Source organism: Rhodococcus mengyinensis (genome assembly GCF_048381435.1).
GTDB lineage: Bacteria > Actinomycetota > Actinomycetes > Mycobacteriales > Mycobacteriaceae > Rhodococcus_F > Rhodococcus_F opacus_D.
Genome location: NZ_JBLWIT010000110.1, coordinates 1 through 12,804 on the forward strand (window position 1 = coordinate 1; position 12,804 = coordinate 12,804).

Below are 12,804 nucleotides of genomic sequence, written 5' to 3' on the forward strand. Positions count from 1 at the left end.
CCGAAGGCGTGCACTTCTTCACCCGCGGCAAGGTCGTCACCACCCGCTGGCTCGACCCCAGCCACGGCGGACTCAACCTCGGCTTCCCCCAGAACGCATAGGTACTGGTTCTCCGCGCCGGACCGTCCGCGGTCCGGCGCGGAGTCCGTTCGATCGAAAGGAACTTCATGAGCGACACCTCTCTCGCCCGCCGTCATCGGGTCGTGGTCATCGGATCGGGATTCGGCGGCCTCTTCGCCACCAAGGCTCTGAAACGGACGGACGTCGATGTCACTCTGATCGATCGCACGACACACCACCTGTTCCAGCCGTTGCTGTACCAGGTGGCGACGGGAATCCTGTCCGAGGGTGAGATCGCGCCCGCGACGCGACTCGTCCTCGAGGACCAGCAGAACGCGTCCGTCCTGATCGGCGGAGTCGAGAAGATCGACGTCGCCGACCGGACCGTCACGTCCACACACCGCGGCCGCACCACCGTCACCGAGTACGACAGCCTCGTCGTCTCGGCAGGTGCCCGTCAATCCTATTTCGGCAACGACCATTTCGCCGAACACGCACCCGGCATGAAAACGATCGACGACGCCCTCGAGCTGCGCGGCCGCATCCTCGGCGCCTTCGAAAGCGCCGAGGTGAGCGCCGACCCCGCCGAGCGGGCGCGACTCCTGACGTTCGTCGTGGTCGGCGCCGGGCCCACCGGAGTCGAGATGGCCGGCGAGATCGCCCAGCTCGCGCACCGCACTCTCGCCGGCGCCTACCGCACCATCGATCCCCGTGAGGCGCGGATCATCCTCCTCGACGCGGCGCCCACGGTGCTCCCGCCCTTCGACGAGAAGCTGCGTCGAGCTGCCGCCGATACGCTGGAGGATCTCGGTGTCGAGATCCAGCTCGGCGCGATGGTGACCGACGTCGACGACGACGGACTCACCGTCCGCGACCAGGACGGCGTCGAGCGGCGGATCGAGGCCGCCTGCAAGATCTGGTCCGCAGGTGTCGCAGCCAGTCCGTTGGGCCGGCAACTGGCCGAACAGACCGGCGCCGACACCGACCGCGCGGGCCGTGTCCTCGTCGAACCCGACCTCACACTGCCCGGCCACAGCAACGTCTTCGTCGTCGGGGACATGATGAACCGCGACGGCCTTCCCGGTGTCGCGCAGGTCGCGATCCAGGGCGGCCGTTACGCCGCGCAGCTGATCGCCGCGGAGGTGCGGGCCCACCGGAAAGGTCGCGACAAGCCCGAACGCACCCCGTTCCGCTACACCGACAAGGGCAGCATGGCCATGATCTCCCGATTCCACGCGGTCGCGAAGGTCGGCCGCCTCCAACTGACCGGGCTGCTCGCCTGGCTGCTCTGGCTCCTGATCCACCTGGTCTACATCGTCGGATTCAAGAGCCGACTCGCGACCGCCATGTCCTGGACATGGTCGTTCCTGGGCAGGACCCGGGGACACCTGGCGGTCACGGAGCAACAGGTGGTCGCGAGGACGGCGATCAACCGGCTCGATGCCTGGGAGGATTCTTCCCGGGCGGTACCCGAGGCGGCGACGGCCTCCGCACGGTGAGTACCGTCCCCTCCGTGCCTGCTTCCGCTCTCACCGTCGGCATCGACGTCGGTGGTACCAGTATCCGTGCCTGCGTGGTCGACGAGACCGGCGAGGTACTCGACTCCGTCCAGGCACCCACACCGCAGTCGGCGAAAGCCCTCGAGGACGCGCTCGACCGCGCCGTCCGCGAGCTCGCGTCCCGTCATCGGATCGCCGCCGTCGGTCTCGCCGTGGCCGGATTCATCAGCTCCGACCTCACCACGGTGCGCTTCGCCCCGCACCTGCCGTGGAAGAACGTGCCGGTCGCGAACGATCTGAGCGACCGGCTCGGACTGCCGGTGGTCCTCGAACACGACGCGAACGCGGCGGCGTGGGCGGAGCACCGGTTCGGTGCCGCCGCCGGTGGTCGCAATGTCGTGATGGTCGCGATCGGCACCGGCATCGGTGCGGCGCTGCTCATCGACGGCACGCTCTACCGCGGCAGTTACGGCGTCGCTCCCGAACTGGGCCACCTCCAGGTGGTCCCGGGCGGCAGACCGTGCGCGTGCGGCAAACGGGGGTGCTGGGAACGGTATTGCAGCGGAACCGCGCTCGTCGACACGGCCATCGAACTCCTCGCCGCCGACCCGACGAGTTCGACGGTCCTTGCACGCGAGGTCGCGAGCGATCCGGGATCGCTCACCGGCCGCCGTATCGCGAGCGCCGCGCGGGACGGCGACCCCCTCGCCGTCCGCACCATGGAGGAGTTCGCCCGGTGGCTGGGCGTCGGACTCGCCATGGTCGGTGACGTCTACGACCCCGATCTCGTCGTCGTCTCCGGTGGCGTCAGTGGCTCGGCTCCGCTGTTCCTCGACCACGCGCGCGACGTCTACGCCTCTCTCGCAACCGGTTCCGGACACCGCCCCCTCGCCCGCATCCGCGAAACCCAACTCGGCGAATCGGCCCAGCGGATCGGGGCCGCCACGATGGCAAGGGACGCGCTGCTGAGCGGAGCTCCGCTCCCCGTGCGTGGTTGACGAGTCTCTGGACTCCTCGAGCACTCACGGGCGCGGCCGCATCGGCCCGCCAAGTTGTGGCGGTTACCGAGTTCTACGACCTCTGCTGCGACGAGGACGAGCGCCGCGGCATCAACCCGGCCCACTCCGGCTCCCATACCTCATCGCCCGTCACGACCCCGACAGCATCGCCCACCGCAGCACACTCGCGGTCGCCGATCGCGACGTATGGATCCGCCCCGCGGAGAACGGTATGGCCTACCTCGACGGACACCTTCCCGCAGCCGACGCCCACACCCTCGCGATGCGGTTGCGGGAGATGTCGATCCACGACGTATGCGCCGACGACCCGCGTACACTCCCCCAGCGGCGAGCCGACGCTCTCACTACCCTCGTCCCCCAAGCACTTCGTGCAGGGAGGTACCCCCAGATAGCACCGGGCACCTCACGTGCCACTGCGGTCGGGAACAGTGCCCGGCCCGTGTCGCCACCGCGGGGACACGGCGGGCACCTCTCATTCAGGTCGTCGTCAACGCCTCGACGCTCCTCGGACTCGACGACCTTCCCGCCCACCTCGAGGGATACGGGCCGATCTGCCCCCAAGTACTTCGTACAGGGAGGTACCCCCAGCGGACTCCGCGCGTACATTGGCCGCCGACGGTGTCTTCCAGCGCATCCACACAATGGCCACCGAAGGCGACGCAGGTGGGCACGTCCTCGGGATCAGTCCCGTTCAGAAGACTCACGGCATACCCGTGACCTACATCCGGAACACAGCAACCAAACCCGAACTCACCTACGCACCGGGGACGGCTCTCGGCCGCAGGATCCGGGCCCGCGACGGCAACTGCCGCTTCCCCAACTGCCAGGTCCCGGCGCGGCTCGCGACATCGACCACACGACGCCGTTCGACCACCCCGAGAACGGTGGTCTCACCGTCGAGTCGAATCTCGCGTGCCTGTGCCGACGCCACCACCGGCTGAAAACCGACGGCTCCTGAACCGTGCGCCAGACCGGGGCAGGGAACCTCGAATGGACCACACCGCGCGGCGACATCATCCGAACCGAACCCGAAGGGGCAGCAATCGAACTCACCCACAACCACATCCGAGGGGTACAGCGCTCCCGTACCCTCCGACTGCTCACCGAGCGCTCCCACGACCAGCAGGACGCGAAATACTTGAACGAACTGCACGGGAGACGAGCCACACACCACCACGCACCGGCACCACCACCCGAAGGCGGCGGCACCGGTGCGTGAGAGCGTGCGATCAGTGGGCGGCGACGGCGGCGGTGGTGCCCGCGGCGGACGCGTCGGGCCTGCCTGCGCCGAGGCGGTCCTCCAACTCTTCGAGGCTGCGCCCCTTGGTTTCCGGGACGAAGCGGTACACGAAGTACACCGATACCAGGTTGACGAGGACGAACAGGCCGAACGTTCCGGTGGACCCGAGGACGGAGTTCAGGATCGGGAAGACGAACGAGATCAAGGCGTTCGTCGTCCAGAGCACGAAGACCGCGATGCCCATCGCGAACCCGCGGATGGCCATCGGGAAGATCTCCGAGAGCAGCAACCACACGCAGGTTCCGATGAAGCACTGCACGAAGGCGACGAACACCATCATCGCGGCGAGGATGATGTAGCTGCGACCCGTGGACGAGGGCAGCAGGAACACCAGCGACAACGCGGCCTGCGAGGATGCCACACCAATGAAACCGGTCAGCAGCATCGTGCGACGATTCACGTAGCCCAGCAGGATGATTCCGAGAATTGTCATGACCACCGACGTGACACCGACCGCGATGGTGGCCACCAGGGACGCGCTGACACCCAACCCGCTCTGTTCCAGGATCGTCGGGGCGTAGTAGTTGACCGTGTTGATGCCCGTCGCCTGCTGCACGATGGCCAGACCGCAGCCGATCCAGAGGATCCGGCGCATCCACGGGTAGTCGCGCAGATAGTGGACGGCGCCACTGACCTTCGAGTTCCGGTCGCGGGCGGCATGGAGGCTGATGCTGGCGTACTCGACTGCGGCCTCCGACTCGCTGCGGCTCAACTCGAGGGTGCTGCGCGTCTCGGTGAGCCGGCCCTTCGACGCGTACCAGCGCGGTGAATCCGGGAGCACGAGCATGCCGAGCATCAGTAGAACTGCGGGCACCGAGGCGATGGCCAGCATGTACCGCCACACCGTCGGATCCTCGATGAGGTGATCGAGTAGCGCGTTGATCGAGAAGGCGAGCATCTGACCGGTGACGATCATCAGTTCGTTGATGGTCACCATCCGCCCGCGACGCTCGACCGGCGCCATCTCGGCCAGGTAGAGCGGGCAGGTGACGGCGGCGGCGCCCACACCGAGACCGAGGACGATCCGCGCCAGCACCATGATCTCCACGTTGGGGGCCATCGCACACCCGAGGGCGCCGACGAGAAACAGACCCGCACAGACGAGGAGCGTGCGCTTGCGGCCGAGAGCGTCCGACAGCCGGCCTCCGAGCAGCGCACCGACGGCGGCCCCCGGGAAGAGCAGCGAGCTCACGACGGTGGCTTCGCCGACGGCGCTGAGGTTCAGCTCGTCCTTCATGTAGAGCAGCGCACCGGAGATCACACCGGTGTCGTAGCCGAACAACAGGCCGCCGAGCGTGGAGATGACGGTGAGCTTGGTCAGGAAGCGTTTGTGACTGCGCTCGTTGCGCGCAGCGCCGCCGCTTCCGCGGGCACTGGCAGCCGAGTGGGTTGTCGACATCAGGTGTTGGCCTTTCTGGGGAATGCTCACGCATCGCGACACGGAAGATCAGTTCACGTGTCGATACCGCCCGAGTGCGCTCGGCTCGATGCAGCCGAAGGGGCGTACTTTGCTGAACTGAAGCGCTTCACTAACGCGCTTCAGTTATCTACTATGATGTGAATCACAGAGGGTGTCAAGGGCAGAGATCGGGCTGCGTGAGAATGCCCCCTGACGACGCAACCGAGGGAGATCGAGATGCTCGACGATCGAGCCGCCGCGCACGACGGTGCGGAGCGGCTACCGGCCGGCCTGCACCGACGCCCCACGATGGCCGATGTCGCGACGCGGGCCGGGGTGTCGCGCACCCTGGTGTCACTGATCTTCAGCAACAAGCCCGGAGCGTCCGACGAAACCCGGGACCGCGTCCTCCAGGCTGCAGACGACCTCGGTTATCGGCTCGACCGGGCCGCCCGCATGCTCGCGCGCGGCCGCAGCCGCACCCTCGGCGTGCTCATCGACGTCCACCAGACGTTCCAGGCCGACCTGATCGGAACCGTCTACGCGGAGGCGGAGGCCGCCGGATACGAAGTCCTGCTTTCCGCGAGCGCACCCACCCGGGACGAACACAAGGCGATCGAAGCCCTCCTCAGCCACCGGTGCGAGGGCCTGATCCTGCTCGGCCCGCTCTCCGAGGTGGCGTATCTGCGCACGCTCGCGGACCGTGCCGTCGTCACCGTCGTCGGCCGCGCACTCCCTCACACCGCCGTCGACACCGTGCGGACAGCGGACGCCAAGGGCATCCGGCAGTCCGTCGACCACCTGGTCGAACTCGGGCATCGCGAGATCGTGCACGTCGACGGCGGCGCGGACCCGGGCTCACCCGAACGGCGTCGCGCGTACCTCGCGGCGATGCGCAGGCACGACCTCTCCGACCACATTCGCGTCATTCCCGGCCAGCACACCGAGGACGCAGGCATCGCCGCCGCGAACACCCTGCTGGCCGAGGACCGCCTGCCGACCGCCGTGCTCGCCGGCAACGACCGCTGCGCCATCGGTCTCATGGACGTGTTCACCCGCGCTCACGTCGACGTGCCGGGAGACATCTCGATCGTCGGGTACGACGACAGCCACCTTGCCCAGTTGTACCGGATCGACCTCACCACCGTGCGGCAGGACACGGAGGGCCTGGCGCGGCACGCCGTGCAGTTCGCCATCGGCCGGCTCGAGAACGACGACCTCGACCCGCAGGATTTCGTGATCGACCCCCACCTGGTGGTGCGCGGCNCCGGTCCGGCCCGGTCGTAGCCGCGCCCCGCCGGCACGATTCAGCGCAGAGGCGACGGCCTCACCGCGTGATGCTCCTCAGGTATTCGACGCTCCTGACCACGTCGCGCACGGGACCTTCGTCCTCCGGCTCCGACGAGAGAATGGTGTCCTGTTCGAGGACGTACCAGCCGTCGTAGCCCTGATTCTGCAGCCGCTCGACCACCCCGGCGATATCCACGTCCCCGGTGCCCAGTGGCGTGTACATCCCCTGCGCGACAGCCTCGGTGTAGGTGAGCTCGCCCACCCGGACCCGCGCGAGAAGCGCCGCGTCGACATCCTTCAGGTGCGCGTGGGCGATTCGTTCGGGGGCCGTGGTGACGAGGTCGAGGGGGTCGGTGCCGCCGATCAGCAGGTGCCCGGTGTCCAGGCACAGCGGAATCGACGAGCCGTCCAGGATGCGGTCCACCTCGGCACGGTTCTCGATCATCGTCCCCACGTGGGGGTGGATGACCGCCCGGAGCCCGCGGTCGGCAGCGGCCGACGACAGACGGTCGAGGTTGCGCAACAACGTCTTCCATCCCGAGTCGTCGAGTTCCGGTCGCGAATCGTAACCGACGGCTCCCGTCACCGCCGCCAGGACCATCACCTCCGACCCCGACGCGACGAGTGACTCGATCGCCCCGCCGACCGCAGCGACCGCGTCATGATCCGGATCGTGGAGCAGCACCGGAACGAATCCCCCGACCGCAGTCAGGTCGTACCGGGCGAGAGTGTCCGTCAGCTCGAACGGATCCGAGGGGAGGAATCCGTCCGGACCCAGTTCGGTGGCAGCCAGGCCGGCGTCACGCATCTCGGTGAGCACCCGGTCGGGGCCGAGCTGGTGACCCCAGCCCTCCACCTCACACACTCCCCACGAAATGGGCGCACCTGCAAGTCGAATCGTCATTGTCCTCTTTCATCCCATCGCACCGGTCGGTGCTGTTGTAGTGACAATGTGGCCGCGTCGGGAATCCCGCTCACGGCTGTCGCCGGGCGGTCTGCGCGACCAGACGTTCTGCGAGTACCACTGGATCGACGCTCTCCCGCAACGCTTCCCACACCGTGTCCACCTGAGTGGCCGGCGCGAGACTGTGCACCGGTTGATCGTGGTCGAGATTGGTGGGGAACGGGTAACACTCGGCCGTCGCGACGACGGCATTGCGGAGGGTGCGCTCACTCGCCCCGGCACTCTGCAGTGCCAGCAGGGCGGGGTACACGGCGTTCGCCATGCCCTCCCGGTCCAGCACCTCCATCGCCCTGCCGAACGGCGACGAGACCTGGAGCAGATTGGCCATCCGCCGGATCGCGTCCGAACGGTTGTGGCCTGCGCCGTGGTAGAGCGCCGGGTTGAAGAACACCGCGTCGCCCTTCCTCAGCGGCAGCTGAACATGACTGGCGCGGAAGAACTCGACGAACTCCGGTAGGGAGACCGCCAGGTAGCCCGCCTCGAACAGTTGCGAGTACGGCAGGTACAGGGTGGGACCGCTCTCGACGGGCATGTCGCAGTGCGCCACCGCCCCTTGCAGTGTCAGCGTGGCCGACATCCGATGCAGGTGCGCCGGATACTCGGCCAGCTCGTGCCGGGGCACGATGCCCAGGTGGTAGTCGCGATGCGGCACCTGCGCGGCGCCGCCGGGGTTGACCACGTTGACCTGCGACGTCACCTGATACAGCGGGCCCAGCCAGCTCTGGCAGATCAACGCGAGGATGTCGTTGGCGTAGTACTCGGCGAACACATCGGGGGCGCCGAAAGCCAGCTTCTGCGCGGCGTTCCAGATGCGGTCGTTGGCGCCCACCTTGCCGAAGTGGTCACCCACCACACCACCCGACGCGTGTTGCTGCGCGATGAGGAGGTCGAACTGTTCCGTGGCGCGATCCAGTACGCCGAGATCACTGAAGGCATTCTGGAACAACACGATTCCGGGACCGTCCGTGAGCGCGCGCCCGAGTTCGGTCTGCACGGCGCGGCGGGACTGCGCGTCGTCGAGGTGGGGCTTCAGCAAGTCACTGCGGTACAGCAGGACGTTCTGCTCCACGGAGTGAGCGAACGGGTAGTCGGCGAGGTTCGTCGAGCGATCCACGGAGACGCGAAACGCGTCGAGGTCGCAGTCGGAGTCGCGGATCCACTCACGCCGGCCGGTCGGCGGAGGAGTCGTGATGGTCATGGAGATAGTCTTGCCGTGATGTGAGTGGCAAACAACAGCAGAAATCCATCATTTTCACCTCAGGAGGCGGCCGTGAAGCACCGCTACAAGGTCCGTGAGATCGCCCAGCAGTCGGGATTGAGCGAGGCCACGGTCGACCGCGTGCTCCACGAACGCCCCGGCGTACGGGAATCGACGAGAGCGGAAGTGCAGCAAGCGATCCGCGATCTCGACAAACAACGCACCCAGTTGAAGCTGAGTGGACGCAAGTTCCTCGTCGACGTCGTCATGCAGTCCCCCGAACGCTTCACCACCGCGTTCCGCGCGGCCGTGGAGGCGGAACTGCCCGCTCTCGCCCCCGCCGTCGTGCGATCGCGGTTCCATTTCCGGGAAACCGGCTCGACACCGGCGATGGTCGAGACCCTCGATCGGATCGGGGCCCGCGGCACACAGGGCGTGATCGTGAAGGCGCCCGACTCCGTCGAGGTCGTCGAGGCCATCGACCGGCTCACCGCGGCGGGGATACCGGTGGTCACCTATGCCACCGACGTGCCGGGCAGCTCGCGGGCCGGCTACGTCGGGATCGACAACCGGGCCGCGGGGGCGACTGCCGCGTACCTCGTCGACCAGTGGCTCGGCGACCTGTCGTCCGCCGTCCTGATCACGCTGAGCAGCAATGCCTTCCGTGGCGAGGAGGAACGGGAGATGGGGTTCCGAGCCGCACTGCGAAGTTTCGGCACCGACCGTGCGGTGATCGACATCGCGGAGAGCGACGGGCTCGACGCGACCATCGAGAGCCTGGTGCTCCGGGCGCTCGAGCAGAACCCGGACATCGCGGCCGTCTACTCGATCGGCGGCGGCAACGTGGCCACGGCCCGCGCATTCGAACGCACCGGCCGCACCTGTCGCGTGTTCATCGCCCACGACCTCGACGAGGACAATACGCGGCTGTTGCGGGCCGGCACGCTCTCCGCCGTGCTGCACCACGATCTGCGGGCCGACGCCCATCTGGCGTGCCGCATGTTGCTGCAGGCCCGGGGCGCGCTCGGCGGTGTCGCGACCGCCGCCTCACCCATCCGGGTGGTCACCCCGTACAACCAGCCCTGACGGCGTGGATCAGCGCCTAGCCCTGCCCCTGGGGGACGGGCACGCCGCGGGACTGGAACCAGCCCGCCGGATCCATCTTGGTTCCGTTGACCGCCCACACCTCGTAGTGCAGGTGCGGGCCGGTCGACTGACCCCGGTTGCCCATGGTGGCGATCTGGTCGCCGGCCCGGACCTGCTGACCGACCGACACCAATGACTGGTCGATGTGGCCGTACACGCCGGTGGTGCCGTCGTCCTGCTGGATGCGGACCCACAATCCGAATCCCGACGCCGGACCGGTCTCGATCACAGTGCCGTTGGTGACGGCCTTGATCGGGGTGCCGATGGAGTTGGCGATGTCGATGCCGTTGTGGTTGGTGCCCCACCGCGGACCGAAGCCCGAGGTGAAGGTGCCGTCGGCCGGGACCAGCACAGCGGGTCGGCGTGCCGCTTCCGCGGCCGCAGCCGCGCGTGCAGCCTGTTCTGCGGCCTCGCGAGCCAGCCGCTCGACCTCGGCCTTCTCGAACGCGAGCCGCTCGACCTCACGCTGGGCGGCGCGCTGGAGTTGCTCGGCGTAGTCGACGGGCACTGGGCGCGTGACCTGTAGGAACTGGGGCGGTGTCGAGAGAGACACGCCTGTCTCGGTCGACGCCTGCGCTACCTCACCGGTGGCCGCGGAGGCGATCCCCCCGGATGCGAGCAGTGCAGCGGCCGCCAGCGAGGTCGCGACCAGCCGTCTACGGGAGGTCGTTGTCGAACGGAGGCGCCGGGTGCGCCGGGCGTGCGGGACGGTGTTCGGGTGTAGAGCCAAAACCACATTCCTCTGTCGAGTTCGTGATCGATAACGAAACGGTCACGGTTTCGACACAGGTTAGTACGGATCGGGCTAAATCCTGCGCGTCGCATTGACGAATGTGCTGCGATCTCGCGTCCCGAACCGGATTTTCCGGTCTCATCAGTCACATGCACCCCGTGAGCGCACATCGACGACAGTGGTCACGCACAAGAAGTGTCAGAAGTCACGGAGCCCGCGGTCGTGACCGCGGGCTCCGTGACCTTCGAATCAACCGCTCAGCCGGCGGCCCGCAGCTGCGCCGCCAAACGCATCGCGGAGTTCGCGTCCCCGTAACCCTCGTAGCCGCCGACGCGTTGCACCACCTCGAAGAACAGATCGGCGCCCACCGTCTGGGTGAACAGGTGGAAGAACTCGCCATGGGCATCGGCGTCGTACATGATGCCCGACCCACTCATCCGGTCCAGGAGCTCGCGGGAGAGTCCGAAGCGGGCCTCGAGATCGTCGTAGTAGTTCGGCGAGATCACGAGGGCCTCGAACCCGTTGGACTGCATGGTCGCGGCGGCGGTGAAAATGTCCGTGCACGAGAACGCGACGTGGCTGATGCCGCCGCGCCGGGCCGCGGCGATGTGGGAGTTGCCCGACACCGCACCCGGAACCATGTTCAAGGAGATGCGCAGCGGACGGTCGATGCCGTCGGCACCCGTCTGATCCATCGTCAGGGCCTGACTGCGCATCATGCCGACCGCGTCGGTGACGTCGAGGCCCTCGTGCGGCGCCATCGCGAACACCGAACGGAGCAGCAGCATGATGCCGTCCCAGTTGTCGGACGGCACGGCGAGCGCCACGTGATCGACCCCGGTGAACACGGGCACCTCGTCCTGCCAGCGCGACTCCGTCGGATACAGATCGAACGCCGACTGCCACGAGGCGGCACTGCCCGGGCCGCGCAGATCCAGCGACGTCGCATCGGTGATCTTCAGACGCACCACATCCGATTCGGGGGCCGTGTCCACACCGGGCAATAGGACCTCGTGCACCGGGACCTCGAGCGCCGCGGCGCGCTCACCCCACGCATCGGGATCGCTCGACCGGATACCGATCTGGGTGAGCACCGGCAGGTGCGCAGGCAGGCCCGGAGCGGTCCACACGGTGCCCGCGGTCGCGTCCACCACGATGGTCATCCGGCCGTGCCGCCACAGCTGGAGGTCGTGGCTGCGGTGGCGGCCCACCAGACGGAATCCGATGTGCTGCAGCGCCTGCCGAAGGTCGGAATCCTTGCCGGGACCGGCCGCGAGCCGGAGCGACACGATGCCTTCGAGGGGTGCGCGCGGCGGCGGCTCGAACAGGGCCAGACCGCGCCCGGTGTCCTCACCGTGCTCGGCCTGCACGCGTGCGACCTCCTCCTGGAGGTACAGCAGCGAGCGGTGAGCGTCGGCTGCCGTGCGGCCCGTGGACGACTGCCGGAACGTGTCGTTGAAGATCTCGAGCGACCACGGTCCGGTGTATCCGGCGGCCTGGACGTGCGCGCCGAACGTCGCGAGATCGAAGTTGCCCTGCCCCGGGAAGTTCCGGTGGTGCCGGCTCCACTGCAGGATGTCCATCGACATGCGGGGCGCGTCGGCGAGCTGGAGGAAGAAGATCTTCTCCCCCGGGATGTCACGGATGCCGGACGGGTCGTCGCCGCGGGAGAGGATGTGGAAGCTGTCGAGGCAGGTGCCGAGGGCCGGATGATCCGCGTCCTGCACGATCTTCCACGCGTGCCGGTACGTATTGACGTGCGTGCCCCAGGCCAGCGCCTCGTAGGCGATGCGGAGTCCCCGGCTGTGTGCGCGCTCGGCGAGGGTGTGGAGTTGCTCGGTCAGGCGGGCGTCGTCCCGCACCGCCTCGGGCAACGGCGAGGAGCACACCAGCAGGGTGTCGCAGCCGAGCTGCTCCATGATGTCGAACTTGCGCTCGGCTCGGATCAGGTTGCGAGCGAACGTCGTGTCGTCCACGGAGTCCAGATCGCGGAACGGCTGATACAGATCGAGGGTGAGTCCGAGATCCGCTGCGCGGGAAGCCAGCTCACGCGGCGACCACGGCGAGCTCACGAAATCGGGTTCGAACACCTCGAATCCGTCGAACCCGGCTGCCGCGATCGCGGTGACCTTCTCCTCCAGCGATCCGCTCAGGGATACCGTGGCAACGCTCGTACGAACCTGTCGTCCCATGTGG

General features: G+C 67.8%; 10 protein-coding genes and 2 pseudogenes. 6 read left to right on the forward strand and 6 right to left on the reverse strand.

Features of this window, described 5'->3' with window-relative positions:
• From ACNJ7E_RS23580 to ACNJ7E_RS23595, 4 genes and pseudogenes are all read left to right on the forward strand, one after another.
• Window positions 1–101: pseudogene (locus ACNJ7E_RS23580) on the forward strand (methylmalonate-semialdehyde dehydrogenase); the annotation flags it as partial.
• Window positions 102–167: 66 nt separating this feature from the next.
• On the forward strand, window positions 168–1,559 hold the full coding sequence (locus tag ACNJ7E_RS23585; protein WP_280782357.1) for an NAD(P)/FAD-dependent oxidoreductase: 1,392 nt from the start codon (window positions 168–170) through the stop codon (window positions 1,557–1,559).
• Entirely contained in the window at window positions 1,556–2,557 is a 1,002-nt protein-coding gene (locus ACNJ7E_RS23590; RefSeq protein WP_280782356.1) for an ROK family protein, read from the forward strand. The genes ACNJ7E_RS23585 and ACNJ7E_RS23590 overlap by 4 nt, the downstream gene beginning before the upstream one ends.
• Window positions 2,550–2,957, forward strand: a pseudogene (locus ACNJ7E_RS23595) (DUF222 domain-containing protein); the annotation flags it as partial. The gene ACNJ7E_RS23590 and the pseudogene ACNJ7E_RS23595, both read left to right, overlap by 8 nt.
• A gap of 375 nt (window positions 2,958–3,332) precedes the next feature.
• Here the strand turns inward: ACNJ7E_RS23595 and ACNJ7E_RS23600 are convergent.
• Both ACNJ7E_RS23600 and ACNJ7E_RS23605 read right to left on the reverse strand, forming a co-directional pair.
• Window positions 3,333–3,731, reverse strand: coding sequence for a hypothetical protein (locus ACNJ7E_RS23600; protein WP_418341134.1), 399 nt, complete (start codon window positions 3,729–3,731; stop codon window positions 3,333–3,335).
• A gap of 76 nt (window positions 3,732–3,807) precedes the next feature.
• On the reverse strand, window positions 3,808–5,277 hold the full coding sequence (locus tag ACNJ7E_RS23605; protein WP_280782354.1) for a sugar porter family MFS transporter: 1,470 nt from the start codon (window positions 5,275–5,277) through the stop codon (window positions 3,808–3,810).
• Window positions 5,278–5,514: 237 nt separating this feature from the next.
• On the opposite strand from ACNJ7E_RS23605, the gene ACNJ7E_RS23610 reads away from it, so the two are divergent.
• Window positions 5,515–6,564, forward strand: coding sequence for a LacI family DNA-binding transcriptional regulator (locus ACNJ7E_RS23610; protein ID WP_418341097.1), 1,050 nt, complete (start codon window positions 5,515–5,517; stop codon window positions 6,562–6,564).
• A 40-nt stretch (window positions 6,565–6,604) separates the two neighbouring features.
• Here the strand turns inward: ACNJ7E_RS23610 and ACNJ7E_RS23615 are convergent, their stop codons facing one another.
• Entirely contained in the window at window positions 6,605–7,471 is an 867-nt protein-coding gene (locus ACNJ7E_RS23615) for a sugar phosphate isomerase/epimerase family protein (protein WP_280782352.1), read from the reverse strand.
• 70 nt (window positions 7,472–7,541) lie between these two features.
• Complete coding sequence (locus ACNJ7E_RS23620; RefSeq protein ID WP_280782351.1) at window positions 7,542–8,729, reverse strand: phytanoyl-CoA dioxygenase family protein; 1,188 nt, start codon at window positions 8,727–8,729, stop codon at window positions 7,542–7,544.
• 72 nt (window positions 8,730–8,801) lie between these two features.
• On the opposite strand from ACNJ7E_RS23620, the gene ACNJ7E_RS23625 reads away from it, so the two are divergent.
• Entirely contained in the window at window positions 8,802–9,815 is a 1,014-nt protein-coding gene (locus ACNJ7E_RS23625) for a LacI family DNA-binding transcriptional regulator (protein ID WP_280782350.1), read from the forward strand.
• A gap of 16 nt (window positions 9,816–9,831) precedes the next feature.
• On the opposite strand, the gene ACNJ7E_RS23630 is transcribed toward ACNJ7E_RS23625, so the two are convergent.
• A complete protein-coding gene (locus tag ACNJ7E_RS23630; protein ID WP_105417192.1) occupies window positions 9,832–10,605 on the reverse strand; it encodes a M23 family metallopeptidase in 774 nt (257 codons plus the stop codon).
• A gap of 260 nt (window positions 10,606–10,865) precedes the next feature.
• Window positions 10,866–12,800 (reverse strand): sugar phosphate isomerase/epimerase and 4-hydroxyphenylpyruvate domain-containing protein, encoded by a 1,935-nt coding sequence (locus tag ACNJ7E_RS23635; protein WP_418341098.1) that lies wholly within the window; start codon window positions 12,798–12,800, stop codon window positions 10,866–10,868.
• Between the last annotated feature and the right edge of the window lie 4 nt (window positions 12,801–12,804).

Bases quoted from the DNA above. Each gene is read 5' to 3' on its own strand.
- ACNJ7E_RS23605 (WP_280782354.1), bottom strand. From the start codon at position 5,277: ATGTCGACAACCCACTCGGCTGCCAGTGCCCGCGGAAGCGGCGGCGCT.
- ACNJ7E_RS23635 (WP_418341098.1), bottom strand. From the start codon at position 12,800: ATGGGACGACAGGTTCGTACGAGCGTTGCCACGGTATCCCTGAGCGGA.
- ACNJ7E_RS23585 (WP_280782357.1), top strand. From the start codon at position 168: ATGAGCGACACCTCTCTCGCCCGCCGTCATCGGGTCGTGGTCATCGGA.
- ACNJ7E_RS23615 (WP_280782352.1), bottom strand. From the start codon at position 7,471: ATGACGATTCGACTTGCAGGTGCGCCCATTTCGTGGGGAGTGTGTGAG.
- ACNJ7E_RS23620 (WP_280782351.1), bottom strand. From the start codon at position 8,729: ATGACCATCACGACTCCTCCGCCGACCGGCCGGCGTGAGTGGATCCGC.